This is a genomic window from Paraburkholderia tropica (assembly GCF_914484835.1).
Classification (GTDB): domain Bacteria; phylum Pseudomonadota; class Gammaproteobacteria; order Burkholderiales; family Burkholderiaceae; genus Paraburkholderia; species Paraburkholderia tropica_A.
The window spans coordinates 42,356-67,691 of record NZ_CAJZAR010000069.1 but is presented as its reverse complement, the minus strand read 5'-3'; the positions used below and the strand labels follow the sequence as shown (position 1 = coordinate 67,691).

At 66.7% G+C, this 25,336-nt stretch carries 24 protein-coding genes; 15 read left to right on the top strand and 9 right to left on the bottom strand.

Features of this window, described 5'->3' with window-relative positions; translation table 11 throughout:
- Positions 1 to 406: 406 nt before the first annotated feature.
- The gene (locus LDO54_RS26500; protein WP_224013645.1) at positions 407 to 754 is read left to right on the top strand and encodes a hypothetical protein; all 348 of its coding nucleotides are present in this window, start codon (positions 407 to 409) and stop codon (positions 752 to 754) included.
- A gap of 113 nt (positions 755 to 867) precedes the next feature.
- Here LDO54_RS26500 and LDO54_RS26495 read toward each other — a convergent pair whose 3' ends face one another.
- Positions 868 to 1,812, bottom strand: a complete 945-nt coding sequence (locus LDO54_RS26495) for a LysR family transcriptional regulator (RefSeq protein ID WP_224013644.1) — start codon at positions 1,810 to 1,812, stop codon at positions 868 to 870.
- A gap of 46 nt (positions 1,813 to 1,858) precedes the next feature.
- Positions 1,859 to 2,149 (bottom strand): hypothetical protein, encoded by a 291-nt coding sequence (locus LDO54_RS26490; protein ID WP_224013643.1) that lies wholly within the window; start codon positions 2,147 to 2,149, stop codon positions 1,859 to 1,861.
- 24 nt (positions 2,150 to 2,173) lie between these two features.
- On the opposite strand from LDO54_RS26490, the gene oxlT reads away from it, so the two are divergent.
- Together oxlT and LDO54_RS26480 are read left to right on the top strand one after the other, a co-directional pair.
- A complete protein-coding gene (oxlT, locus tag LDO54_RS26485; RefSeq protein ID WP_224013642.1) occupies positions 2,174 to 3,502 on the top strand; it encodes an oxalate/formate MFS antiporter in 1,329 nt (442 codons plus the stop codon).
- A gap of 21 nt (positions 3,503 to 3,523) precedes the next feature.
- On the top strand, positions 3,524 to 4,681 hold the full coding sequence (locus tag LDO54_RS26480) for a LysR family transcriptional regulator (protein ID WP_224013641.1): 1,158 nt from the start codon (positions 3,524 to 3,526) through the stop codon (positions 4,679 to 4,681).
- Between the two features lie 135 nt (positions 4,682 to 4,816).
- On the opposite strand, the gene LDO54_RS26475 is transcribed toward LDO54_RS26480, so the two are convergent.
- The 3 genes from LDO54_RS26475 to gltS all read right to left on the bottom strand — a co-directional run bounded on the left by LDO54_RS26475 (position 4,817) and on the right by gltS (position 8,002).
- On the bottom strand, positions 4,817 to 5,794 hold the full coding sequence (locus LDO54_RS26475) for a 2-dehydropantoate 2-reductase (RefSeq protein ID WP_224013640.1): 978 nt from the start codon (positions 5,792 to 5,794) through the stop codon (positions 4,817 to 4,819).
- 235 nt (positions 5,795 to 6,029) lie between these two features.
- Positions 6,030 to 6,650: a LysE family translocator gene (locus LDO54_RS26470; RefSeq protein WP_224013639.1), complete on the bottom strand. Its 621-nt coding sequence runs from the start codon at positions 6,648 to 6,650 to the stop codon at positions 6,030 to 6,032.
- A gap of 113 nt (positions 6,651 to 6,763) precedes the next feature.
- Positions 6,764 to 8,002 carry a sodium/glutamate symporter gene (gene gltS / locus LDO54_RS26465; RefSeq protein WP_224013638.1) on the bottom strand — a complete coding sequence of 413 codons (1,239 nt, stop codon included), beginning with the start codon at positions 8,000 to 8,002 and terminating at the stop codon, positions 6,764 to 6,766.
- A 267-nt stretch (positions 8,003 to 8,269) separates the two neighbouring features.
- Between gltS and LDO54_RS26460 the strand changes: the two genes are divergently transcribed.
- The 9 genes from LDO54_RS26460 (at position 8,270) to LDO54_RS26420 (ending at position 16,211) form a co-directional block, all read left to right on the top strand.
- Positions 8,270 to 9,685: a DUF2252 domain-containing protein gene (locus LDO54_RS26460; RefSeq protein WP_224013637.1), complete on the top strand. Its 1,416-nt coding sequence runs from the start codon at positions 8,270 to 8,272 to the stop codon at positions 9,683 to 9,685.
- A gap of 60 nt (positions 9,686 to 9,745) precedes the next feature.
- Entirely contained in the window at positions 9,746 to 10,630 is an 885-nt protein-coding gene (locus LDO54_RS26455; protein ID WP_224013636.1) for a LysR family transcriptional regulator, read from the top strand.
- A 36-nt stretch (positions 10,631 to 10,666) separates the two neighbouring features.
- On the top strand, positions 10,667 to 11,476 hold the full coding sequence (locus tag LDO54_RS26450; RefSeq protein WP_224013635.1) for an SDR family oxidoreductase: 810 nt from the start codon (positions 10,667 to 10,669) through the stop codon (positions 11,474 to 11,476).
- A gap of 127 nt (positions 11,477 to 11,603) precedes the next feature.
- Positions 11,604 to 11,807, top strand: coding sequence for an oxidoreductase-like domain-containing protein (locus LDO54_RS26445; protein WP_224013634.1), 204 nt, complete (start codon positions 11,604 to 11,606; stop codon positions 11,805 to 11,807).
- A 40-nt stretch (positions 11,808 to 11,847) separates the two neighbouring features.
- Entirely contained in the window at positions 11,848 to 12,729 is an 882-nt protein-coding gene (locus LDO54_RS26440; protein WP_224013633.1) for an NAD-dependent protein deacetylase, read from the top strand.
- A gap of 67 nt (positions 12,730 to 12,796) precedes the next feature.
- Positions 12,797 to 13,414, top strand: a complete 618-nt coding sequence (locus LDO54_RS26435; RefSeq protein WP_224013632.1) for a pyridoxamine 5'-phosphate oxidase family protein — start codon at positions 12,797 to 12,799, stop codon at positions 13,412 to 13,414.
- A 28-nt stretch (positions 13,415 to 13,442) separates the two neighbouring features.
- Positions 13,443 to 14,084 (top strand): DUF938 domain-containing protein, encoded by a 642-nt coding sequence (locus LDO54_RS26430; RefSeq protein ID WP_224013631.1) that lies wholly within the window; start codon positions 13,443 to 13,445, stop codon positions 14,082 to 14,084.
- A gap of 139 nt (positions 14,085 to 14,223) precedes the next feature.
- Positions 14,224 to 15,636 carry an NADP-dependent phosphogluconate dehydrogenase gene (gndA, locus tag LDO54_RS26425; RefSeq protein WP_224013630.1) on the top strand — a complete coding sequence of 471 codons (1,413 nt, stop codon included), beginning with the start codon at positions 14,224 to 14,226 and terminating at the stop codon, positions 15,634 to 15,636.
- A gap of 248 nt (positions 15,637 to 15,884) precedes the next feature.
- Entirely contained in the window at positions 15,885 to 16,211 is a 327-nt protein-coding gene (locus tag LDO54_RS26420) for a DUF4148 domain-containing protein (RefSeq protein WP_224013629.1), read from the top strand.
- A gap of 779 nt (positions 16,212 to 16,990) precedes the next feature.
- On the opposite strand, the gene LDO54_RS26415 is transcribed toward LDO54_RS26420, so the two are convergent.
- Both LDO54_RS26415 and LDO54_RS26410 read right to left on the bottom strand, forming a co-directional pair.
- Positions 16,991 to 17,845, bottom strand: a complete 855-nt coding sequence (locus LDO54_RS26415) for a DUF2968 domain-containing protein (RefSeq protein WP_224013628.1) — start codon at positions 17,843 to 17,845, stop codon at positions 16,991 to 16,993.
- A 130-nt stretch (positions 17,846 to 17,975) separates the two neighbouring features.
- Entirely contained in the window at positions 17,976 to 18,296 is a 321-nt protein-coding gene (locus tag LDO54_RS26410; protein ID WP_224013627.1) for a hypothetical protein, read from the bottom strand.
- A gap of 336 nt (positions 18,297 to 18,632) precedes the next feature.
- On the opposite strand from LDO54_RS26410, the gene LDO54_RS26405 reads away from it, so the two are divergent.
- Positions 18,633 to 19,376 carry a murein hydrolase activator EnvC family protein gene (locus LDO54_RS26405; protein WP_224013626.1) on the top strand — a complete coding sequence of 248 codons (744 nt, stop codon included), beginning with the start codon at positions 18,633 to 18,635 and terminating at the stop codon, positions 19,374 to 19,376.
- Between the two features lie 32 nt (positions 19,377 to 19,408).
- Here LDO54_RS26405 and LDO54_RS26400 read toward each other — a convergent pair whose 3' ends face one another.
- Positions 19,409 to 19,627 carry a hypothetical protein gene (locus LDO54_RS26400; RefSeq protein WP_224013625.1) on the bottom strand — a complete coding sequence of 73 codons (219 nt, stop codon included), beginning with the start codon at positions 19,625 to 19,627 and terminating at the stop codon, positions 19,409 to 19,411.
- A 51-nt stretch (positions 19,628 to 19,678) separates the two neighbouring features.
- Between LDO54_RS26400 and ltaE the strand changes: the two genes are divergently transcribed.
- Entirely contained in the window at positions 19,679 to 20,683 is a 1,005-nt protein-coding gene (gene ltaE / locus LDO54_RS26395) for a low-specificity L-threonine aldolase (protein WP_224013624.1), read from the top strand.
- Positions 20,684 to 20,760: 77 nt separating this feature from the next.
- On the opposite strand, the gene LDO54_RS26390 is transcribed toward ltaE, so the two are convergent.
- Positions 20,761 to 22,110, bottom strand: coding sequence for an MFS transporter (locus LDO54_RS26390; RefSeq protein ID WP_224013672.1), 1,350 nt, complete (start codon positions 22,108 to 22,110; stop codon positions 20,761 to 20,763).
- A 664-nt stretch (positions 22,111 to 22,774) separates the two neighbouring features.
- On the opposite strand from LDO54_RS26390, the gene LDO54_RS26385 reads away from it, so the two are divergent.
- A complete protein-coding gene (locus LDO54_RS26385) occupies positions 22,775 to 25,228 on the top strand; it encodes a glycogen/starch/alpha-glucan phosphorylase (protein WP_224013623.1) in 2,454 nt (817 codons plus the stop codon).
- Positions 25,229 to 25,336: the final 108 nt, after the last annotated feature.

Here is a 25,336-nt window from a genome sequence, read left to right as displayed (position 1 = left end):
GCGGGCCTGCGCGCGCGAAGCCGCAATGCAAGCGGGCGCGGCGCGAAGTTAGCCAACCTGCGCGTCACCTTGCGTTTGCCATTTCGTTCGGACTGCTACTGACGATTCCGCCGGGAGTGCTGGCGGCGTTGCTGGCGCATGGCGCGGCCGCGGTCGCCGCCGCGGAGGCGGGCGTGCTGGCGGGGCTATGGCTCGGCGCGCGCCGCGATCTGACGAAACGTGCGCGCGTAGCGGGTGCGGCGGGCTGCGTGATCGGCGCGAGCGCGNNCTGTTCGGCGCCGCCGCGCGCGCCTGGTCGTTCGGCGCGCGCGGGCGTTCGCGCGCCCGCGCGCCGGCTCGATACGGCGATCGTGTTCTGCACGCCGCCGCCGTCGTTCTGTGCGCGGCGCTCGGCTACGGCTTCGCGATGGAGCGGGTTTGCGCGTCGGCGGAATTTGGCGCTTCGGTGCTGGTGGGCGCGTGCGTGTTGTGCGCTGCGCTCGGCGTGCGGCTGATGGGCGGGACGCATCGCGCTGCCTCGTTTGCCGCGCCCGCGCCGCCTGTGTTGTACGCGCGTTTCGCGGGCGTGCCCGACGAATGGCTCGTGGCGGCGTTCGACAGCGGCGTGAATCCCTCCGCCGGATTCGATGCGTGGGCCGCCGGTTATGAAGCGCCGCCTGAATGGGCGCGCGCGGCGCAGCACGCGTCTCAACATTTGCCGCGTCGGCGGCGCAGTCGTCACGGCGCGCTCAGGCAGCGCCAGGGGCCGCACTGAGCGTCGCGTGTCGGCGCTTGAAGGTACTTTCCGATCGCGATTCAACCCTTTCGCGCCTCGCGGCTGGCGAATCATTCAGCCTGTCTAATACATCGGTATCGACCTATCCATCCTTACTTATGGAAGGTCGATTCGGAGACACGCGTGATGTTTTCGATAAGCTGCGCGCCTTCTTCCATCAGGAAGCGTTTGAAGGCGAGCGCGACGGGCGGCAGACGCTTGTTCTTGCGGTGCACCACGTACCAGTTGAGCATGACCGGAAAGCCCTCCACGTCGAGCACGACGAGGTGGCCCACCTGCAATTCGAGGCTGATCGTATGCGCCGATAGAAACGCGATGCCCATACCCGCGATCACGGCCTGCTTGATGGTCTCGGTGCTCTGGATCTCCATCGCGATCTTGAGGTTCGTGATCTTGCCCGCGAAGCCTTCTTCCATCGAATTCCACGTGTCCGAGCCGCGCTCGCGCACGATGAAGGCCTCGTTGGCGAGCGTGCTGAGCTTGATGCTGCGCTTGTGCGCGAGCGGATGCGAGGGCGCGGCGACGATCACGTACGGGTGCGGCGCGAACGGCTCGTTGATGGCGTCGGTGGTGTGCGGCGGACGCACCATGACCGCGAGATCGGTCAGGTTGCTCGACAGCTGATGCAGCAATTGCTCGCGGTTATGCACCGAAAGATTGAGCGTGACGCCTTTGTAGCGGCGCGTGAATTCGGCCAGCAGGCGCGGAAAAAAGTAGTCGCCCGCGCTGATCACGGCCACGTTGAGCTTGCCGCCGGAGACGCCCTTCAACTGGCTCATCGCCTCGTCGACTTCATGGAACTGCTGAATGATCGCGCGGCTGTAATGCAGCATCTCGGTGCCCGCGGGCGTGAGATAGATCTTCTTGCCGAGCTGCTCGAACAGCGGCAGACCCGCGTGCTCTTCGAGCTGGCGGACTTGCGTGGAAACGGCAGGCTGCGTGAGATGCAACTCTTCCGCGGCGCGCGAAAAACTGAGGTGGCGCGCGACGGTTTCGAACACCTTGAGCTGGCGCAGCGTGGCATTTCTCATGGTCATGGCCGATCCATAAAGGATGGTGAATCAACATAATAACAAACTTTAATTATGAGTAATCCAGCAATCCCCCTAGCATGAGTTGAAAGGAGTCCGAATGCCAGCGAAGCGGCGTGCGGGTTAACGCGTAAAAGTGCCTTTTAAAGCGGGAAAACCCGTAGTTGAAGCCTTCAGTAACGGTGTTTTCAGGCAATTCCGCGAATTGTCGAATGAAAGGGATTTCACGAATTTCCATTCGATTTTTCGTGTGCAGATTCGAGTGGTATTCAGAAGGAAAGCAGGGAAGTTTTAAAACGATAAGTAAATATCTATGCAGGCCGGCGAAAGTACCGGCATCCATGAATGGATAGCGGAGACAAGCGAGATGAATGCAATCAGTCAGAGGAGCGAGGGCGGTCCGTTCTGGACGAACCGCTGGTTTCAACTGGTGGTGGGCATGCTATGCATGGCACTCGTCGCCAACCTGCAATACGCGTGGACGCTATTCGTCGCGCCCATGAACGCGCGTCATCACTGGGGCGAAGCCTCGATTCAGCTGGCGTTCTCCATTTTCATCCTGACTGAAACCTGGCTCGTGCCGGTCGAAGGCTGGCTGGTCGACAAGTTCGGTCCGCGTCCCGTCGTGATGGTCGGCGCGCTCTGCGCGGGCCTCGCCTGGGTGCTCAACTCGTACGCGACCACGTTGCCGATGCTGTACGTCTCCTCGGTGATCGCGGGCATCGGCGCGGGCGGCGTGTACGGCACCTGCGTGGGCAATGCGCTGAAGTTGTTCCCGGATCGCCGCGGTCTCGCGGCGGGCCTCACGGCGGCGGGTTTCGGCGCGGGCGCGGCGGTGACGGTGATTCCGATCGCCAACATGATCACGCGCTCGGGCTACGAGCATACGTTCTTCTTCTTCGGCATCCTGCAGGGCGTATCGATCCTCCTGCTCGCGCTCGTGCTCGTGAAGCCCGCGCCGCGCGCCAACGTCGCGGCGGGCCGCCGTCTCGTCACGCGTGTCGACTACACGCCGGGGCAGATGGTCAAGCAACCGGTGTTCTGGCTGATCTACATCTCGTTCGTCGCGGTGGCCGCCGGCGGTCTGATGGCGACGGCGCAGATCGGGCCGATCGCGAAAGACTGGGGCCTCGCGCGCATTCCGATGACGGTGTTCGGCGCGACCTTGCCGCTGCTCACGCTCACGCTCTCGATCGATAACATCTGTAACGGCTTCACGCGTCCGCTGTGCGGTTTCATCTCGGACAAGATCGGCCGCGAGAACACGATGTTCATCATCTTCACGGGCGAAGGGCTCGCGCTGCTCGGCATGATGCAGTACGGCACGAATCCCTATGCGTTCATGACGTTCGCCGCGCTGATCTTCCTGTTCTGGGGCGAGATCTTCTCGATCTTCCCGGCGATCTGCGCCGACACGTTCGGCAGCAAGTACGCCGCCGCCAACGCCGGCACGCTTTATACCGCGAAGGGCACGGCCGCGCTGCTGGTGCCGGTGGCCTCGGTGCTCTCGGCGACGGGCGGCTGGAGCGCGGTGTTCATCGCCTCGGCGGTCATCACGATCGCGGCGGGTGTGAGCGCCAAGTTCATCCTCGCGCCGATGCGCCATCGTCTGATCGAGCAGAGCGACGAGCATTCCGCGACGCTCGCGACGAATCCCGCCGGGCTGCAAAGCTTCCCCAACCGCAGCGGCGAATGACGAGCGGACGCGGCGATGTCGATGAATGTTTCGCTTCAGCAACTCAAGGTGTTCGTCGCCGTGGCGCGCGCGCGCAGCTTCACGCGCGCCGCGCGCGAATTCGGGCTCACGCAGTCGGCGGTCAGCCGCTGCGTGCGTGAGCTTGAAGAAGCGGTCGATCTCAAGCTGTTCGATCGCACTACGCGCCAGGTCGAACTCACGGTCGCGGGCAGCGGCTTCGAGCGGCGCATCGGGCGCCTGCTCGATGAAATCGACATGGCGCTCTCCGAAGGCCGCGACGCGAACCAGGCCCATAGCGGCGTGGTGCTGATCGCGAGCAATCCCGTGCTGTCCTCCGGCTGGGTGCCGGCCGCGATGGCGCGCTGCGCCGCCGCGTTTCCCGCGCTCACGCTCCAGTTGCAGGATTTGCCGCAAGCGGCCGTATTGCAGGCCGTCGAGCAGGGCGAAGCCGACTTCGGCGTGATCGCCGAATGCGTGCCGTTCGCGAGCGGCAATCTCGACGTGCAGCCGCTCAGCGCGACGCCGCTGTGCGCCGTGCTGCCCGCGCAGCACCCGCTTGCGTTGCAGGGCGCGCTGCGTTGGGATGATCTCGCCCGCGAGCCGCTCGTTACGCTCAATCGCGATGCGGGCTGCCGCGCGGCCGTCATGCGCGCGCTCGAAGGTCTGCGTCCCGAAGGGCGTCCGTTGCAGGAATTCGCGCATGTGGCGGGCGTGGCGCGCATGGCGCAGCTCGGCATGGGGATCGGCGTGCTGCCGGTCTGCGGCGAAGATGGGCGCGATGTTCGCGACATGCGCGAAGGGCGAGATGGGCGCATGTCGGGCGACGTGCTCGGCGGTTCCGCGAGCACCGCCTGCCATTGGCCCGCGCCGCCGGGTCCGCTGGTCACGCGCGTGCTGCATCCGGTCGTGCAGGTGAGCACGATGCTCGTGCGGCGGCGCAATCGCTCGCTGCGTCCGAGCGCGCAGGCGGCGTGGTCGCAGTTCGTCAGCGACGGCCGCACGGCTGCGCCGGAACTCTCGACGATATCGGCGAATGCGTCAGCCAACGCCTCGGCCGACACCTCGGCCCACAACCGCGCCGCCCGCGCGCGCAGCAACGACGCCAGCGAAACGCAGCGCGGCGCCGCGCTGTTCGAAAGCGCGCTGCGCGCGTCGCGCGAGCAGGCACGCGTGGAGTGATCGTCGCGTCTGCGTTTTTCCCTCGCAGCTTTTTCAATCGAAGCAAAAAAACGGACCGCATTCTCATGCGGTCCGTTTTGTTTTACCCCTTTAAACAAGGCGCTTTCTACGCGCCTTGCCGAGACTTATCGCGCCTCACGCCGCCTGCTTCGCCATGCGTTCGCGTTGCTTGACGAGCGCGAGCACGGTGTCGATGGCGGGCGTCGGTTCGCCGACGAGCAGGCCCATCTCCTGCACGACGGTCAGCAGCGGATCGATTTCCATCGGCCGGCCCTGTTCGAGATCGACGAGCATCGAGGTCTTGTGCGCGCCCACTGCGCCCGCGCCGTCGATACGCCGCTCCAGATCCACGCGGAAATGCACGCCGAACTGCTCCGCGATGCGCTGGCCTTCGAGCATCATCGTGCGCGCGACGGCGCGCGTGGCGGGGTCCTGCGTGATGACGTCGAGCGTCGCGTGCGTGAGCGCGCTGATCGGATTGAAGCAGAGATTGCCCCACAGCTTGAGCCAGATTTCGTCGCGGATATTGTCGCGGATCGGCGCCTCGAAGCCCGCCGCCGTCATCGCTTCCTGCAACTGCACGATGCGCGTCGTACGTTCGCCCGACGGCTCGCCGATCGGGAATTTCTTGCCGTAGACATGGCGGATCAGCCCCGGTTCGTCGATTTCGGCGGCCGGGTAGAGCACGCAGCCGATCGCGCGCTCGGGGCCGAGGCGCGTCCACTGCGAGCCGTCCGGGTCGATGCTTTCGAGGCGCGTGCCTTCGAACTTGCCGCCGTGGCGATGGAAGTACCAGTACGGAATGCCGTTGGTGCCCGTGACGATGGCCGTGTGCTTGCCGAGCAGCGGCTGCATCGCGTCGATCACGCCCGCGACCGAATGCGCCTTGAGCGTGACGATCACCACGTCCTGCACGCCGAGTTCACGCGGATCGTTCGTACACCGTACTTTGGCGACGTATTCCTCGCCGTCCATCAAGAGACGCGCGCCGCGCTCGCGCATGGCGGCCAGATGCGGGCCGCGCGCGACGAAGCTCACGTCGGCGCCCGCGCGTGCGAGTTGCACGCCCATCATGCCGCCGATCGCGCCCGCACCGAAGATGCAGATCTTCATATCGATTCCCCAATGACGTTGAAAGCCGCGTGTCCGCTCAAGCGCTGCAAGCGCTGCGTGCCGGATGTGCAATGCACACGCACGCCCGCGCGACGGACGATGGTTCGAGCATAGGGGGTGCTGTCGATTAACGACAGTTAAAGTTTCTCGCCAAAATCATCAGCGAAACCTTATGGATGATGGCGCATACGGAAGCACAAACGGAGACGCGAAAAGACGCTCGCGCCGCGCGCGTTCAGCCGCGCCGGACCAGCAGGAAACTCACGCCGATCGCGCCGAGAAACGTGCCGCACGCGCGGTTGAACCAGCGGCGCACGGTGCTGCGCGTGAGCCAGCGCGCGAGGTACATGCCCGCGAGCGAGTAGAGCGCGATCGCGATGGTTTCGAGCACGAGGAAGCTCGCGCCGAGCACGCCGAATTGCGCGAGCATCGGCTTCGTCACGTCGACGAATTGCGGCAGGAAGGCCGTGAAAACCAGAATCGCCTTCGGATTGCCCGCCGCCACGAGGCACTCGCGCCAGGCGAGGCGCGCGAGCGTGGCGTCGCTGTCGAGTTTCATGCCGACGGGCGCGTCGTCGCTGCGCCAGAGCTGCACGGCGAGCCACACGAGATAGGCCGCGCCCGCGAGCTTGATCGCGAAGAACACGGCTTCGGAGGCGCGCAGCACGACCGCGAGGCCGGTGGCCGCGAGCGCGATCATCGCCGCGAAGGCCAGCAGCCGGCCGAGTCCGCCCACGAACGCGCGCCCGAATCCGTGGCGTGCGGCCACGTTGATCGACAGCAGGTTGTTCGGGCCCGGCGCCATGTTCAGCGCGAAGCAGGCGGGCAGGAAAAACAGCCAGGCGGAGAGGGACATGATCGTGCTCGGCGAATCGTATGAAGGTACGCGATGGCGCGCGCAGCCACGCGCGCAAGCGCGCATTCCGCGATTCTAGCGCGCCGGCGCGCGCCGCTTCGCCGATGCAAAATTCACCCGAAAATCGGCAGCGCGAGAAACAGCTTGATGACGATGGCGTTGGCGATATCGATGAAGAACGCGGCCACCATCGGCACCACGAGGAAGGCCAGGTGCGAGTGGCCGAAGCGCGCGGTCACGGCCTGCATGTTGGCGATGGCGGTGGGCGTCGCGCCGAGGCCGAAACCGCAATGCCCGGCGGAAAGCACGACGGCGTCGTAGTTGCGGCCCATCACGGGGAACGTCACGAACATCGCGTACAGCACCATCATCACGGTCTGCGCGACGAGGATCGAGAATACCGGCAGCGCGAGCGCGGCGAGGTCCCAGAGGCGCAGCGTCATGAGCGCCATCGCGAGAAAGAGCGCGAGGCTCACGTTGCCGATCAGCGCGACTGCGTGTTCGGCGATCGGTCGGCCCAGGAGCGCGAGTCCGTTGGCGAGCAGCACCGCCACGAACAGCGTGCAGACGAAGCCCGGCAACTCGAACGGCGTGCCCGCGATCCAGCCGGCGATCACGTCGCCGACGGCGAGACTGATGGCGATGAGCGTCAGCGTTTCGATGAAGACGGCGGGCGTGGTCGCCTGCTCGGCTTTGGGTTCCTCGAAGGCGTAGGGTGCTTCGGCGCTGGCTTTGGCGGGAGCATCGGGTGTGGCGGGTGTGGCGGCTGTGGCGGATGGGCCAGGCGCGTGGCCGATGCGCTTGAGCAGCCGCTGCGCGACCGGGCCGCCGAGGATGCCGCCCATCACGAGGCCGAACGTCGCGCACGCGATGGCCGCTTCGGTCGCCGACTCCAGGCCGTGCCGCTCGGTGAAGACTTCGCCCCACGCCGCGCCCGTGCCGTGTCCGCCCGCGAGCGAGACCGAGCCGCCGAGCAGCCCGAACAGCGGATCGACGCGCAGCGCGAGCGCGAGCCCGATGCCCACCACGTTTTGCAGCACGAGCAGGCCGATCACCACGGCGAGAAAACGCGCGAGCATCGGACCGCCCGATTTGAGGCTCGCGAGATTGGCGTTCAGGCCGATGGTCGCGAAGAACGCGAGCATCAGCGGCGATTGCAGCGAGGCGTCGAAGCGCACGTCCACATGCGCGAACGCATGCAGGCCGAACAGCGCGAGCGCGACGACGAGGCCGCCCGCCACGGGCTCGGGGATCGTCCATTTGCGCAGCAGCGGCAGCGCGGCCAGCAGCCGGTTGCCGAGCAGCAGGACGAGCGATGCGGCGACGAGCGTTCCATAGACACCGATGTTCATGCAGGCCTCGTGAGACGGCGATGGTCGAGCGTGGAGCGGGGCGGCGTGAACCCGGCGGTCCGCGCGAGGTCAATCCGCACGGTACACGAGCGCCGCGTGCGCTGCGCGGACCTTGTGCACGCATCGAATCGCATGGATCGCATGGATCGCCGCGCTTGCGCAAATGAGGGCCGCACGCTTAAATACGGCAGGCTGGCGCGCCTTCGCGGACGCGCCGATGCCGGGCGCATTACGGGTCGTCAATGTCATCCAGGACGGGAGCCGTTCATGAATGGAAAGACCGTTGCAGAACGCGAAGCGGCCGGACGCGCCGCGCGCGAGCGGGCGAAACGTTCGAGCCACAAGCTGGTCGGCGAGCTGCATCGCGATCCGCTCAAGCTGCTGCAGGCGAGCAGCGAAGGGCGCGTGCCGAACCTCGTGCCGCTGCGCTATGGCCGCATGATCGTCTCGCCGTTCACGTTCTTTCGCGGCAGCGCGATCCTCCAGGCGCACGACCTCGCCCAGGTGCCGAACACCGGCATGGTCATGCAGATTTGCGGCGACGGCCATCTGCTTAATTTCGGCGGCTTCGCCACGCCCGAGCGTCAACTCGTCTTCGATCTCAACGACTTCGACGAAGTCGCGCCCGGCCCGTGGGAATGGGACCTCAAGCGCCTCGTCGCGAGCTTCGTGGTGGCGGCGCGGCACATGCGCTACTCGCGCGGCGTGGCCGAGGACCTCGTGATGACGGTGGTGAACACCTATCGCGACCGCATGCGCCAGTACGCCGACTACGGCGCGCTCGAACTCTGGTACGACAAGATCACCTTCGACCGCATGGTCGAGACGGCGCTCACGCCCGAGGGCCGGCGTCTGATCCGCCGCGGCATGGAGAAGGCGGCGGGCCGCACGCACGAAAGCATGCTGGAGAAGCTCGCGCATCGCGACGACGCGTCGGGCCACTGGATCGTGCGCGACGCGCCGCCCGCGCTCTTTCACGTGCACGGCCCGAACACGCTCTACGAAGCCGAGGATAGCTGGCTCACGTTCGACGACTGGCGCACGCTCATCGAGCCCACTTACGAGGCGTATCTGAAGACGCTCGCGCCCGACCGGCGCGAACTGCTCGAACACTTCGCGCTCCAGGATCTCGTCTTCAAGGTCGTGGGCGTGGGCAGCGTGGGTACGCGCTGCCTCGTCATCCTGCTCGTCGATCATCACGGCAAGCCGCTGTTTCTCCAGGTCAAGGAGGCGCGCCGCTCGGTGATCGCGCAGCACTTCAAGTCGCCCGCGTTCAAGCACGAAGGCGCGCGCGTCGTGCAGGGGCAGCGTCTGCTGCAGGCCGCGAGCGATATCTTTCTCGGCTGGTCGACGGGGCCGTCGGGGCGTCATTTCTACTTCCGCCAGTTGCGCGACATGAAGCTGTCCGTCGATCTCGAACTGCTCGACAGCACGCTGCTCGCGGGCTACGGACGCCTGTGCGGCTGGGCGATGGCGCGCGCGCACGCGAAGTCGGGCAACGCGGCCATCGAGATCGCGTCGTATATCGGCCGCAGCGATCAGTTCGCCGAAGCGCTCGTCGAATACGGCTTCGCTTACGCCGATCAGGTCGAGCAGGATTACGACCTGTTCGTGAAGGCGGCGCGCAGCGGCAAGATCGTCGCGCGCAGCGACGAGGACATGGCCGCCGACTTCCGCGTGTGAGGCCCGGCTGACGCGCTATCCTTGCGCTTTTGCCTTGCCGCGCCGGGCGGCCCGCGCCTCATGCGTCTACGCCACATCGAAGTCTTTCACGCGATCATGCGCACGGGCTCGCTCTCGAAGGCGGCCGAGCTGCTGTGCGTCTCGCAGCCCGCCGTGAGCAAGGTGCTCGCGCATGCCGAACGCAGCGCGGGCCTCAAGCTGTTCGCGCGCACGCACGGGCGGCTGCAACCGACGCGCGAAGCCGAACTGCTGTTCGCCGAAACCCAGAAGCTGCAAACGAGCCTCGACAGCATCCGCGACCTCGCGCGCAATCTCGCGCTGCAGCCGCAAGGGCTGCTGCGCATCGGCTGTCTGCCGAGTCTGGGCCTGAGCCTGATTCCGCAGGCCGTGCAGGCGTTTCGCGCGAGCTATCCCGAGGTCTCGCTGCAGATCCAGACGCGCCACACGCACGAACTGTTCAACGCGCTGCTCACGCGCGAGCTTGACATTGGCGTGGCGATCAACCCGCCTGCGTGGCCAGGCATCGCCTCGCTCGAACTCGGGCGCACGGCTGTGGTCTGCGTCGCGCCGCCCGACGAGCCGACGCCCGCCGATGTGCCGCTCGCCTTGCAGGACGTGGTCGCGGGCGACTGGATCAGCATCGGCAACGTCGATCCGCTCGGCGAGACCATCGGGCATCTGCTCGAAACGCAGGGCGTGGAAGGGCGGCTCGCCGTGGTCGAGGCGCAGACCTGGTACGTGGCGCGCTCGCTCGCGGCGCGCGGCGTGGGGCGCGTGCTGCTCGACGAAATCACGGCGAAAAGCGCGGGCGAGCCGGTCGCGATCCGGCGCGTCGAGCCGGAGTTGAGCGTGGGCGTGTTCGCGATGTGGCGCGATGGCGGCATGGATTCGCAGGCGGGCAACGCGTTCGTCGACGTGCTGCGCGCGGGATTCGCACAGGATTGAAGGTCAACAACGATCGAAGCAAACGAGGCAGGCACGATGACTGAGGCAACGCAGGAACAGACGCAGGAACAGACGCAGGAAAGTCAGCAAAACAACGCGCGCAAGGTGGCGCTCGTGACGGGTGCGGGCAGCGGCATCGGCCGCGCGTGCGCGCGCAAGCTGCTCGCGAACGGCTACGCGGTCGTGCTCACGGGCCGCCGCGCCGAGCCGCTCGACGCGCTCGCCGCCGAGGCGCGCGCGGCGGGCCAGGACGCGCTGGCCGTGCCGTGCGATGTCAGCGACGCGGCGGCCGTCGAGTCGCTGTTCGAGACGGTGCGCCAGCGCTATGGCCGTCTCGATCTGCTGTTCAACAACGCGGGGCGCAACGCGAAGGCCGTCGATATCGACGAGCTTTCCGTGGAGGACTGGCGCGCCGTGGTCGATACGAACCTGACCGGCGTCTTTCTCTGCACGCGCGCGGCGTTCGCGCTGATGAAGCGGCAAAGCCCGCAAGGCGGACGCATCATCAACAACGGTTCGATTTCGGCGCATGCGCCGCGTCCGTTCAGCATCGCGTACACGGCGACCAAGCACGCCATCACCGGCCTCACGAAGTCGGTGTCGCTCGACGGACGGCGCTACGACATCGCCTGCGGCCAGATCGACATCGGCAACGCGGGCACCGACATGGCCGAGCGCATGGCGCGCGGCGTGCCGCAGGCGAACGGCGAGATCGCCGTAGAGCCGCTGATGGACGTGGAACTGGTCGCCGACGCGGTGCTGCACATGGCGCAGCTGCCGCTGGCCGCGAACGTCCAGTTCATGACGATCATGGCGACGAAGATGCCGTTCGTTGGGCGCGGATGAAGGTGCGTAGGCGGGCGTAGGCCGGCGTAGGGCGACGTCGGCGCGCGCTGGGCGGGCGGCGGGGCGCCCGCACGCGCAAACGCGCGCTCCCGTATACTGGACGTCGAATCATTACGACGTTTGCCCCATGTCATTGTCTTTGCGTCCCGAGGACGACCCGCGCCCCGAACCGCCCGAGCGGCCCAACGACGGCGATTGCTGCCAGAGCGGCTGCGAGCCCTGCATCTTCGATCTCTATGCCGAGGAGGTGCAGCGCTGGCGCAAAGCGCTCGCGGAGTGGGAAGGGCGCGAAGCCACGCGCCAGGCCGCCGAGGCCGAACCGCCGCGCTGAATTCCGCGCCGTCCTGCGTCCCCAACCCCGCCGAGCCGTCATGTCCGAATCCCTCGATCTTCCTGCCGTGAGTGCGCCCGCCAATGTGCCGGATGCGCCGGATGCGCTCGACGCGCTTCAGGCGTTCGCCGAGCGCCACCCGCGCCTGTTCGTGCTGACCGGCGCGGGCATCAGCACGGACTCGGGCATTCCCGGTTATCGCGACGAAAACGGTGCCTGGAAGCGTTCGCCGCCGATCACGCTGCAAGAGTTTCTCGGCTCGGACAGCTCGCGCCGCCGTTATTGGGCGCGCAGCATGCTGGGCTGGCCGACCGTCGGGCTCGCGCAGCCCAACGGCGCGCATCGCGCACTCGCGCGGCTCGAAACCGCGGGGCGCGTGGGCGCGCTGGTCACGCAGAACGTCGACGGCCTGCATCAGCGCGCGGGCAGTCACGGCGTGATCGAACTGCACGGCAGCATCGGCCATGTGCATTGCCTCGCCTGCGGCGCGCAGTACACGCGCGCCTCGATCCAGCCGCAGCTGGAGGCGCGTAATCCGGCGCTCGCGGGCGCGTTCGCGGAACCGGCCGCCGACGGCGACGCCCATCTCGACTTCGACGGCGAACACGCCTTCGACATTCCGGCCTGCGAAGCTTGCGGCGGCATACTCAAGCCGTCGGTGGTGTTTTTCGGCGAGAACGTGCCGCGCGAGCGCGTGGCGTCGGCGTCGGCGGCGCTCGATGATGCCGATGCGGTGCTCGTGGTCGGCTCGTCGCTGATGGTGTATTCGGGCTATCGCTTCTGCGCGTGGGCGCAGCAGCGCGGCAAGCCCGTGGCCGCGATCAACCTCGGCAAGACGCGCGCCGATCCGCTGCTCGCGCTCAAAGTCGAGGCGCCGTGCGCCGCGACGCTCGACGCGCTGGCGGCGCGGCTCGGCGTGTGAATTTCGCGCCGTTTTTATCGCCGCAAGCGGGACGGAAATCGACAGGAAATCGACAGGAAGCCGACCGATGCTGACCACGACCGCCGAACTCGAAGCCCATTACGGCACGCCGCACGAGCGCGCGCTGCGCAAGGAAATCGACCACGTGAACGCGGATTACCGCCGCTTCATCGAGCTTTCGCCGTTTGTCGTGCTGGCCACGGGCGGGCCGGACGGCCTCGACTGCTCGCCGCGCGGCGACGCGCCGGGCTTCGTGCGCGTGCTCGACGAGCGCACGCTCGCGCTGCCCGACCGGCCCGGCAACAATCGCGTCGACAGTCTGCGCAACGTGGTGGCCGCGCCGCAGGTCGGCCTGCTGTTCATGGTGCCGGGCGTGGGCGAGATGCTGCGCGTGAACGGCCGCGCGCGCGTGAGCGTCGACGCCGGGCTGCTCGAACGCTTCGCCGTCGACGGCAAGCCGCCGCGCTCGGTGATGCTGATCGACGTCGAGAGCGTCTATTTCCATTGCGCGAAGGCGATCGCGCGCTCGAACCTCTGGGACGCGTCGCGCCACGTCGAGCGCTCGCAGCTGCCGAGCGCGGGCGACATGCTGCGCCGCGTGAACGACGAGCAATACGGCGAATCGTTCGACGCCGCACGCTATGAAGCCGATCTCGCCGAGCGCATGAAGAAAAGCCTGTACTGAGCGCACCTTCTCCATTTTTCCGTTTCATATGACCGTTTCCGATCCCAGCCCGCGCCCCGAGCGCCTGCACGCGCCCGCGGCCGAACGCAACGCCGCGCCGATCCTCGACGTGCTGCGCGGCGCCTTGCCCGCGCGCGGCACCGTGCTCGAAATCGCCAGCGGCACCGGCCAGCACGCGGTGCATTTCGCTTCCGCGCTGCCCGGCATCGACTGGCAGCCGAGCGACGCCGACCCGCGCGCCCGCGCCTCGGTGTCCGCCTGGCGCGCGCACACGGGGCTCGCCAATCTGCGCGAGCCGCTCGATCTCGACGTGCGCCGCGAACCCTGGCCGATCGGCCAGGTCGACGCCATCGTCTGCGTCAACATGATTCATATTGCGCCGTGGGAAGCCGCTGTTGCCTTGCTGAAAGGCGCGGGCGCGCGGCTTGCGGATGGCGGCGCGCTGGTGCTGTATGGCCCGTACCGGCGCGGCGGCGCGCACACGGCGCCGAGCAACGAAGCCTTCGACGCCGATCTGCGCGCGCGCGACCCGTCCTGGGGCGTGCGCGACATGGAGGAAGTGGAGGCGCTCGCGGCGGCCGAAGGGCTCGTCTGCGAGGCCGTGGTGGCGATGCCGGCGAATAATTTCAGCCTCGTTTTCCGCAGGCAGGCAGCGGCGGGCCGCGAGTAGGCGATAATCGCGGCCCTCGGGCCGGGATGCCGTGCGCGCCTTCGCGCAGCGCACGGACGTTTCCCTTATGCTTGCACGATCGACGCGCGGCGCGAGGCCGCGCGCGCGTCACCCCAATTGATTGAAGTGGAGAGTCAACATGAGCAAACAGGCAATCGGCGTGGTGGGTCTGGCCGTGATGGGGCGCAATCTTGCGCTCAACATCGAGAGCCGCGGCCATGCGGTGTCGGTGTTCAACCGCAGCCGCGAAAAAACCGATGAGCTGATCGCTGAATTCCCCGAGCGCAAGCTCGTGCCGGCCTACACGCTCGAAGAATTCGTCGAGTCGCTCGAAAAGCCGCGCCGCATCCTGCTGATGGTCAAGGCCGGCGAAGCCACCGACGCCACCATCGAGGCGCTCAAGCCGCTGCTGGACAAGGGCGACATCCTGATCGACGGCGGCAACACGCATTTCACCGACACGATCCGCCGCAACCAGGAACTCGCGAAGGCGGGCCTGCATTTCATCGGCACGGGCGTGTCGGGCGGCGAGGAAGGCGCGCTCAAGGGTCCGTCGATCATGCCGGGCGGCCAGCGCGACGCGTACGATCTGGTGGCACCGATCCTCACCGAAATCGCGGCGAAGGCGCCGGCGGACGGCGAGCCGTGCGTGGCCTACATGGGCCCGGACGGCGCAGGCCACTACGTGAAGATGGTGCATAACGGCATCGAATACGGCGACATGCAGCTGATCGCCGAAAGCTACGCGGTGCTCAAGCAGGTGCTCGGCCTCACGAACGAGGAGCTGGGCGAGGTCTACACCGAGTGGAACGCGGGCGAGCTGGACAGCTACCTGATCGAAATCACCTCGAAGATCTTCCAGAAGAAGGACGACGAAACCGGCCAGTATCTCGTCGACGTGATCCTCGATCGCGCCGCGCAGAAGGGCACGGGCAAGTGGACGAGCCAGAACGCGCTCGACCTCGGCGCGCCGCTGCCGCTGATCACCGAAGCGGTGTTCGCGCGCGTGCTGTCGTCGCTGAAGACGCAGCGCGTCGCGGCCAGCAAGGTGCTCGCGGGCCCGGACGCCAAGCCGTTCGCGGGCGACCGCAAGGCGTTCGTCGAGTCGGTGCGCCGCGCGCTGTACTTCTCGAAGGTCATCTCGTACGCACAGGGTTTCGCGCAGCTGCGCGCCGCCTCGGACGAGTACAAGTGGGATCTGCAATACGGCACGATCGCCAAGATCTTCCGCGCGGGCTGCATCATCCGCGCGCGCTTCCTGCAGAAGATCACCGACGCCTACGCGAAGGATCCGCAGCTCGATAACCTGCTGCTCGACCCCTATTTCCGCGATATCGCCGCGAACTACCAGGCCGCGCTGCGCGACGTGGTGATCCAGGCGGTGGCGGCGGGCGTGCCGGTGCCGGCGTTCTCGTCGGCGGTTGCGTATTTCGACGGCTATCGCTCGGAGCGCGTGCCCGCGAATCTGGTGCAGGCGCAGCGCGACTTCTTCGGCGCGCACACCTTCGAGCGCACCGACAAGCCGGGCAGCTTCCACGCCGACTGGTCGTGACCGGTCCTGATCGCCGACGCTGAGCGCCCGGATGTGGGCGCGCTGTAAGGGGCTATCGGCCCCATAGTCGTTGCGGTCTTTTGTCTGAATAAAAGGGGAACCAACCGGGTTCCCCTTTTTTATTACCAATTTTGCAACGGTGTTTTTTGTTATTAGGGTTTTCCCTAGATCAAGGAAACGCCTAAACTTTCATCAAGCGCTGAGGAAAACAAAGCCCGAAGCGCAAAAAAACAGATGGAGGTTAAATCATGAACAAGCTCATTCCCGCCGTTGTCGTTGCAGCAGCACTGGCCATCCCGGCGATCTCGTTCGCCCAGTCGAGCCAGCAAGGTCTGACCCGCGCACAAGTCCGCGCGGAGCTCGTCGAACTCGAGCAGGCTGGTTACAACCCGTCGCTCGACCATGTGAATTACCCCGAAAACATCCAGGCCGCCCAGGCTCGCGTGAACCAGGAAAAGCTGGCGAACGGTGAAACCAGCGGCTACGGCGCTCCGGCCGTCGGCACCTCGCAGTCGGGCGCCCCGGTGCAGCCCGCGCATGTCGCGCCGTCGCAAGCCGTGTATTTCGGCCACTAAGCAAGTTGGTGGCTGGCAGTATCGGCGAGATCGCTCAGTGCGGTCTCGCTAACCAGGCAGTGAAGCAGTCGAAGTTGTTGTGAGTTGTGCCCAGAGAGCAGAGAGCGGTTGTTGTGTGTTGTTGAAGATGAAGTAGAAGTGGCAGGTGCAGTGCAGTAGCAGGTTGTTTTGGTTGTAGAGGTTGCAGTGTGTAGCAGGCAGTAGAGGTTGCAGTAGGCAGTTGCAGGTCGCAGTAAGCACACAGAGGTGCAGTACGTAGTAGAGGTTGCAGTACGCAGTAGAGGTTGATTTACGCAGTAGAGGTTGCAGTGCGCAGTTGAAGTGGCTTTCCGCAGTAGAGGTTGTAGTACGCAGTTGAAGTTGCAGTACGTAGTAGAGGTTGCAGTACGCAGTTGAAGTTGCTTTACGCAGTAGAGGTTGCAGTACGCAGTAGAAGTTGCTTTACGCAGTAGAGGTTGCAGTGCGCAGTAGAGGTTGCTTTACGCAGTAGAGGTTGCAGCACGCAGTTGAAGTTGCTTGACGCAGTAGAAGTTGGTAGTAGAAGCACGCAGTTAGCAGTAGATGTTGAAGTCGGCAGTAAGCAAAGAGGTTGAAGTTGGCAGTTGCAGTGCGTAGTGAGTAGTAGCAGCAGTCGCTGTATGCAGCAGAAGTGCGCAGCACGCAGTAGAAGTGAAAATGCAGTACGCAGTAGCAGCAGTCCAGCGCGGCCCGGTCGAGAACCGGCCCGCGCTTTTCTTTTGGGCGCGTGATCTGGCGATGCGGCGGCGCGAAGCCGCGCCTCAGCGTCCGTGCAAATGCGGCACGCCTTCGCTGCTCGTCACGGTCAGTTGATGAATCGCGCGGTGCGCCTTGTTCAATTGCGCCTGCGCCGCAATGCGCTGCGCCTCCAGTTGCGCCACGTCCTTGCGCACCTGATGCTGGCGCGCGCTCACGCGGTGCTCCTGCTCGGAGTGCCGTTGCAGATCCACGCGCAGCCGTTCGGCCTGCGCTTCCGAATCCTCGATTTGTCTCGCCAGCAGCACGTTTTGCGCGCTCAGCTGCGCCAAGCGCGTTTCGCCGTCGGCGAGGCGCGTCGCTTGCTCTTGCAGATGGTGAAACACCGCGCTCGCCGAATCGATATCGGTGGCGCGGAACGCATGCCAGAGCGTGCCGTCCTGATGCAGCGCCACGAAATAGCCCAGCGACTCGCTGTGAAACAGCATCGTCACCGTGTAATCGAAGCTGCGAAACGAGCGGAACGTGGCCAGCGTGCGTGTGGCGACGAGCGCCTCGAACGACGCGCCATCGGCGATCTGCACCGGACGCCCGCTCAGATGCGCGGGCATGGATGGCACCGCGTGCAGCGTAGAAACCGGACGCGGCGCGCCGCCGATGTGGCTCGGCATGCGCGCGGTCACCGCGGCGGCGCTGACGCTGACGCGGTCATCGAGCGTGTCGGCGTTGTCGCGTTGATCGGCGGCTTCGGCTTCGGGGTGCGGCGGGTGGTCGGTTTCGTGGATGCGGCGGGCGGCTTGGGCGTCCGCGGAAGCGTCGGCGGCTTCCTGCGAGGCGTCGCGCGCCACCGCGACGAGATGAGATGACGGAGACGGGCCGCCCGGCTGCGCGGCATGACGGCGGTTCAGAAAGGATTTCACGGCGTTTCCCCCAGAGGATCATGCCGCTCGTCCGTGGCGCGCGCGGGGCGGCCGGGGCGGCGGCATGTCGGCAAGGCGGGACAGGCGCGCGCCGGCGGGCGCGGTCCGCTCCGCGCGGTCCTGCGGCGCCTCAGTGCAAGAGGCGCGAGCGGCGTGCGATATCGTCGAACAGCGCACGGCCCGGTTCGAGCGCGAACAGCCAGGTTTCGTCGTAGCCGCTCAAGGTGTCGAGCGCGTCGCGCAGACGCTCGATCACCACGGCCGGAATCTGCACGGTCGCGTCGGCGCCGCCCGAGATCCCGGCGACGCTCGCGTGCTGGACCAGTTCGTCGGCGGCTTCGGCCACGTCGGCGGCAAAAACGAGATGGTTATTGAGCAATTCGACCAGCCCCGGAGACGCGGCGACGTCTTCGACATTGAGCTGGACGGACAGGAAAGTGGCTTTGTTCATGCTCGAAATCCTCACGGACGTGGGGCCGCGGCGAGAGGTGCATTGTCTCTTTCGTCTGATTATCTGATGAGCAGCTTGAGGCAGTATAGGCGAGGGGGCGAACAGAAGAGTCGTGTTTGTCCTTGCAGACTGTAGGGCGGTTCTGACGAGCGTCGTATGCTGGTTGAAAACCGGGAGACGGGCGCCTTGAAAGGACCGTCGCGCCCGGAACGATATAATGGGGGCCGTTCGCCATATTTAGCGGAGGGTCTCGCGGGCGAACGCCGGCGGTCCCACGCGCATCCAGATATACGTATCCCCGACGTACGTAGCGAGGAACAAGCGAGGTATAGCAAGATGAATCGACAACGGCGAAACCCGGGCGCATACGCGGCACTGGCCGCGCTCACGCTCGTCTGCAGCGCCTGTACGCTCACCCCGTGGGAGGGCCAGCCGAGTTCGGCGCCCACCGCATCGACCACGGGCGTCCCGGCCGGTTATTACCGCGTCAATCCCGGCGATACGCTCTCGCGCATCGCCTCCGCCTACGGCCAGCGGCCGCAGGATCTCGCAAGCTGGAACCAGCTGCCGTCGAACGCGCAGGTGCTGCCCGGCCAGGTGCTGCGCGTCGCGCCGCCCGCGAACTACGCGGGCGCCGCGCCTCAGCAGCCCGGGTTCGGCGCGCCGAATTCCGCGCCGGCCGCAGCCGGCGTGGCCGCGCCCGCGCCTGTCGCGCCGCAGCTCACGCTGGCCTGGCCCGCGCGCGGCCCGATCCTGCAACGCTTCGTGCCGGGCAAGTCCACGGGCATCGTGATCGGCGGCCAGCCGGGCGCGCAGGTCCGCGCCGCCGCTGCCGGGCGCGTGGTCTACGCGGGCACGGGCATCGAGGCTTACGGCCCGCTCGTCATCATCAAGCACAACGACCAGACCGTCACGGCTTACGGCCACAACGGCAGGCTGCTCGTGAAGGAAGACGACGCCGTCACGCAAGGCCAGCCGATCGCCGAAATGGGCGTCGACAACAATGGCGTCGCGGGCGTGCAGTTCGAGGTGCGCAGCGACGGCAAGCCCGTCGATCCGCTGCCGCTGCTCTCGCGCTAGTCTCTTTCCCCCGTCGAACGGATGCGCGGCGCTCAGGCGCCGCGTTTTCCTTGTATCGGCCGTTTTTTCCGCCACGGCTGATTTTTGCCGATTCGCGGCAGATTCGTACCCGGTTCATAGCCGATTCGTGGCCGATTCATAGCCGATCCGCGCCGCTTCCCCTCATCGCCCGACGCCTTTCTCTTGCCGCCGCCGATTTTTCGCGCGGTTGCCTCGCTGCGCCGTTTGAAAATACACTCGATGATTCCCATGCCGCGCGGCTCTGAGCGCGGCCGTCACGAGGACTTCGAGGACTTCATCGCATGATCGATTTGCGCAGCGACACCGTCACCCGTCCGGGCCCCGCCATGCTTGCCGCCATGAGCGGCGCCGAAACCGGCGACGACGTCTGGGGCGACGACCCCACCGTGCTGCGCCTGCAGGCGCGCGTGGCCGAGCACGCCGGGAAGGAGGCGGGCCTGTTCTTCCCGAGCGGCACGCAGAGCAACCTGGCCGCGCTGATGGCGCATTGCGGACGCGGCGACGAATACATCGTCGGCCAGGCGGCCCACACGTACAAGTACGAGGGCGGCGGCGCGGCGGTGCTCGGCAGCATCCAGCCGCAGCCGCTCGACAATGCGGAAGACGGCTCGATCCCGCTCGAACGCATCGCCGCCGCGATCAAGCCGATCGACGATCACTTCGCGCGCACGCGTCTGCTGGCGCTCGAAAACACCATCGGCGGGAAAATTCTGCCGGCGGCCTATGTCGCCGAGGCCACGCAGTTCGCGCACGGCCGCGGGCTCGCGACGCACCTCGACGGCGCGCGCGCGTTCAACGCGGCGGTCGGCTCAAAACAGCCGCTGCAGGCGCTGACGGCGGGCTTCGATTCGGTGTCGCTCTGCTTTTCGAAAGGGCTGGGCGCGCCGGTGGGTTCGGTGCTGGTGGGCAGCCGCGCGCTGATCGACTCGGCGCATCGCTGGCGCAAGATGCTGGGCGGCGGCATGCGCCAGGCGGGCGTGCTGGCGGCGGCGTGTCTCTACGCGCTCGATCATCATGTCGAGCGTCTCGCCGACGATCACGCGAACGCCGCGCGCCTCGCAGCCGGGCTCGCGCAGATCGACGAGGTCAAGGTGATGTCGCACGCCACCAACATGGTGTTCGCGCAGTTCCCGCAGGCCGATTGCGCGCCGCTCGAAGCGTGGCTCAAGGAGCGCGGCATCCTCACGCAGATGCTCTATGCGTCGCGCTTCGTCACGCATCTCGACGTGAGCGCCGCCGATATCGACACCTTCGTCGACGCCGTGAAGGCGTACTTCAAGCGCTGATCCGGGCGCGGATTCAACCGGGCGCGCGCCGCGAAACCGCCGACGCGCGCCGCTTCAGCGAGCGGCTCACCGGCACTTCACTTGCGCACCGCGCGGTGCGACGGCGCGAACAGGCGCAAGCCGCTCGCGATGCTCGCCGCCGCCGAGAACGCCGCGCCGAGACCGAGCGCGAGCGTCGGGCCGCGCGAACCCACGATCCCGAAACACAGCGCCACGAGCGCCGCGCCCGTGGTCTGTCCCAGCAGACGCGAGACGGCGATGGTGCCGCTCGCGCCGCCGCTGCGCTCGGGCGGCGCGGCGGCCATGATCGCGCGCAGATTCGGCGACTGGAAGAAACCGAAGCCCGCGCCGCAGATCGCCATGCGGATCACGATGTCGGGCACGCTCGGATGCACGGGCAGCATCGCCAGCGACGCCATGCCCGCCGCGAGGATCGCCAGCCCGATCGCGCCGAGCAGGCCCGGCGGATAGCGGTCGGACAGCCGCCCGGCGATGGGCGCGGCGGCGGCCACCACGACCGGCCAGGGCGTCATCAGGAAGCCGGTTTCCACCTGGCTGCGCATCAGCACGGTTTCGAAATAGAACGGCAGCGAGACGAACGCGAGGCCCTGCGCCGCGAACGAGCAGACCGCGGTCAGCGACGACAGCGCGAACACGGGCCGCTTGAACAGGTCGACGGGCAGCATCGGCGCGGGATGACCGGCCTCGCGGCGGATCAGCAGCAGGCCGAACACCAGCGCGATCACGGCGGCGATGCCCACTTCGCGCAGCGGCGCGCGCTGCGCCGCCTCGCCGAGCGCGAAGATCAGCGCGGCGAAGGTCACGAGATTGAGCAGCGCCGCGAGCGGATCGAAGCTGTGCTTGCCGCGCGCGGTGTGCGGCAGCGCGGGCATCGCGAACACGAGCGCGATGGCGCCGAGCGGCACGTTGATCGCGAACAGCCACGGCCAGGTGCCCGCCGAGAGAATCAGCGAAGCGATGGTCGGGCCGATGGCGAACGACACGCCCACGATCAGCGCGTTCATGCCGAGGCCGCGTCCGAGCCGGTGCGGCGGATAGAGGAAGCGGATCAGCGCCGTGTTGACGCTCATGATCGCGCTCGCGCCGAGCCCTTGCAGCACGCGCGCCGCCGCGAGCGCGCCGAGCGTGGGCGAGACCGCGCAGGCGAGCGAGGCCACCGTGAAGATCGCCAGGCCGGCGATATAGATGCGCCGATGCCCGACGATGTCGCCGAGCGCCGCGAGCGGCAGCAGCGTGGCGACCATCGCGAGCTGGTAGGCGTTGATGATCCAGACCGAGGCCGCGGGCGCCGCGTGCAGGTCGGTGGCGATGGCGGGCAGCGCGGTGTTGGCGATGGCGGTGTCGAGCGTCGCGAGCGCGACGGCGAGCATGATCGCGGCCATGGCGCGGCGGTTTTTCGCCGACATGGGCTCGTCGGCGCGCGGCGTGGTGTCGGGCGGCGCGGTGTGGGTATCGGACAAGGCGGCGGTCTCGGGCGAATCGGAGGGCGTGCGCGCACGGCGCGGCTGTAGTGCGATTGTTACAGACGTGGCGCGTTTGTGCAGCGCCTGCTTCAGAGCGTGAGGCGCTTGTAAGGCGAGCGCTCGCGACGTCGCGCGCGAGGGTGCGAGGTCTCGCGCAAGAGGAGGCAAGTGAGGCGGCAAGTGAGGCGGCAAGTGAGGCGGCAAGTCGTCGGACGCCATCGTCCGATGTTTGGAACGCAACTAACCGCCAACCTCGCCGCATCGGGCCGAGTCCCCCGCCTCGCGTGCCGCGAGCGCTTTCGCGGCATGGCGAACCAGGCGCGTTCGCCATGCCGCGCTGCCGCACGCGATCCGAAAATGTCCTAATCTGCAAACTGATCTGCGTCTGCGGGCCTGGGGCCTTCATGCGAAGTGATGCGAACCGGTGCGAGTCGATGCGAACCGATGCGAGCCACTGAGGCACGCAATCGAACGCATCCGAACGCATCCGAACGCAATCGCATGCACTCGAACGGTGCCCGCGCGCAGCCCCTGAACGACCGCGCGCCACCGCATCTGCTGGCATCTGCTCGCATTCGCGGCGCGTCGCTTTTCCGGGAGGCATTCGATGACAGCAGTCGGTCTTGAGTTCGACCAGTTGAAGAGCAGCGCCGATGCGCTGCGCCGCTCCATCTCCAATCGCCTGATGTATGGCGTCGGCAAGGACGCCGTCACGGCGCGCCCGCAGGACTGGCTGCACGCCGCCGCGCTCGCCGTGCGCGACCGGCTGGTCGAGCGCTGGATGATCACCACGCGCCGCCAGTACGATCAGGACGTCAAACGCGTCTACTACCTGTCGATGGAATTTCTCATCGGCCGCACGTTCTCGAATGCGCTGCTCGCGCTCGGCATCCACGATCAGATGAAAGAGGCGCTCGCCGATGTCGGCGTGGACCTCGATTCGGTGATCGACCTCGAACCCGACGCCGCGCTCGGCAACGGCGGCCTCGGCCGGCTCGCCGCGTGCTTCCTCGACTCGATGGCGACGCTCGGCATTCCGGGCTTCGGCTACGGCATCCGCTACGACTACGGCATGTTCCGCCAGCAGATCATCAACGGCGAGCAGGTCGAAGCGCCCGACTACTGGCTGCGCTCGGGCAATCCGTGGGAGTTTCCGCGCCCCGAGGTGCAGTATCCCGTGCACTTCGGCGGGCGCACCGTGCAGCGCGACGGCCACGTCGAATGGATCGACACGCAGCACGTGAACGCGATGGCCTACGACACCGTGATTCCCGGCTACGCGACCAGCGCGACGAACACACTGCGCCTGTGGTCCGCACGCTCTGACGAGGAACTCGACCTTTCCGCGTTCAACAAGGGCGATTATCAGCGCGCGGTCGAAGCGAGAAATGTTTCGGAGAACGTATCGCGTCTGCTGTATCCCGACGACTCGACGATGGCGGGCCGCGAGCTGCGTCTGCGTCAGGAATATTTCTTCGTGTCGGCGACGATGCAGGATCTGATCCGCCGCTATCTGCGCACGCACAGCACGTTCGGCCGCTTCTCCGACAAGGTGGCCGTGCATCTGAACGACACGCATCCGGTGCTGGCGATTCCCGAATTGATCCGGCTGCTCGTCGATATCCATCACATGCCGTGGGACGAGGCGATGGGCCACATCAAGCGCGTGTTCTCGTACACGAATCACACGCTGATGCCCGAAGCGCTCGAAACCTGGGACGTCGAACTATTGGCGCGCCTGCTGCCGCGCCACCTCGAAATCATCTTCGATATCAATGCCGCGTTTCTGCGCGAGGCGAGCGAGAAGGGCACGCACGATCTCGACTTTATCCGCCGCATTTCGCTCGTCGACGAATACGGTCAGCGGCGCGTGCGCATGGCGTATCTCGCGATCGTGGCGAGCCACAAGGTGAACGGCGTTTCGAAGCTGCATTCGCAACTGATGACGCGCGATATCTTCGGCGATTTCGCGCGGCTCTATCCCGAGCGCTTCACCAACGTGACGAACGGCATCACGCCGCGCCGCTGGCTCGGGCAGGCGAGTCCGCCGCTCGCGCGGCTCGTCGACGACACCATCGGCACGCGCTGGCGCACCGATCTGTTCGAGCTGGGCGCGCTGCGCAAGCTGGCGGGCGACCCGGCGTTCGAGGCCGCGTTCCGCGCGGCCAAGCGCGAAAACAAGGTGCGTTTGATTCGCCGGCTTACGGCGCGCACGGGGCTGCCGTTCGACCCGGACGCGCTGTTCGACATGCAGGTCAAGCGCATCCACGAATACAAGCGGCAACTGCTCAACGTGCTGCACGTGATCACGCGCTACAACCGCATTCTCGCGGAACCCGAGCGCGACTGGGTGCCGCGCGTGGTGCTGTTCGCGGGCAAGGCCGCTTCGGCGTATCGCATGGCGAAGATGATCATCCGCCTGATCAACGACGTGGCCGAGAAGATCAATCACGATCCCGTGGTCGGCGACCGGCTCAAGGTGACGTTCGTGCCGAACTACGGCGTGAGCGTGGCCGAGGTGCTGATTCCGGCGGCCGATCTCTCCGAGCAGATTTCGACGGCGGGCACGGAAGCGTCGGGCACCGGCAACATGAAGCTCGCGCTCAACGGCGCGCTGACGATGGGCACGCTCGACGGCGCGAACATCGAGATCCGCGACGCCGTGGGGCCGGACAACATCTTCATCTTCGGCCACACGTCCGATCAGGTCGATGCGCTGCGCTGCTCGGGCTACCGGTCCCGTCAGGTGTACGAAGAAAATGCCGAGCTGCGCGCCGTGCTCGACCAGATCCGCACGGGCTTTTTCTCGCCCGGCGATCCGGCGCGCTACACGGACATCTTCCACACGCTCGTGGATTGGGGCGATCACTACCTCGTGCTGGCCGACTACGCGGCGTTCGTCGAGGCGCAGGAAGCCGCCGACCGCCGCTTCGTCGACGTGCCGGCCTGGACGGCGAGCGCGATCGAGAATATCGCGGGCATGGGGACGTTTTCGTCGGATCGGGCGATTGCCGAATACGCGCGCGACATCTGGCACACGCGGCCAATCGATCTCGAGTGACGTGCGCGGACGCGGGCGGTAATCAGGTGGCTGGCGAGGAGGCTGGCTGGCGCGCGGGAGCGGCTCGGGGCCGATGCTGGCCGCGCGGTGCGAGGTCCGGTTCGCGGC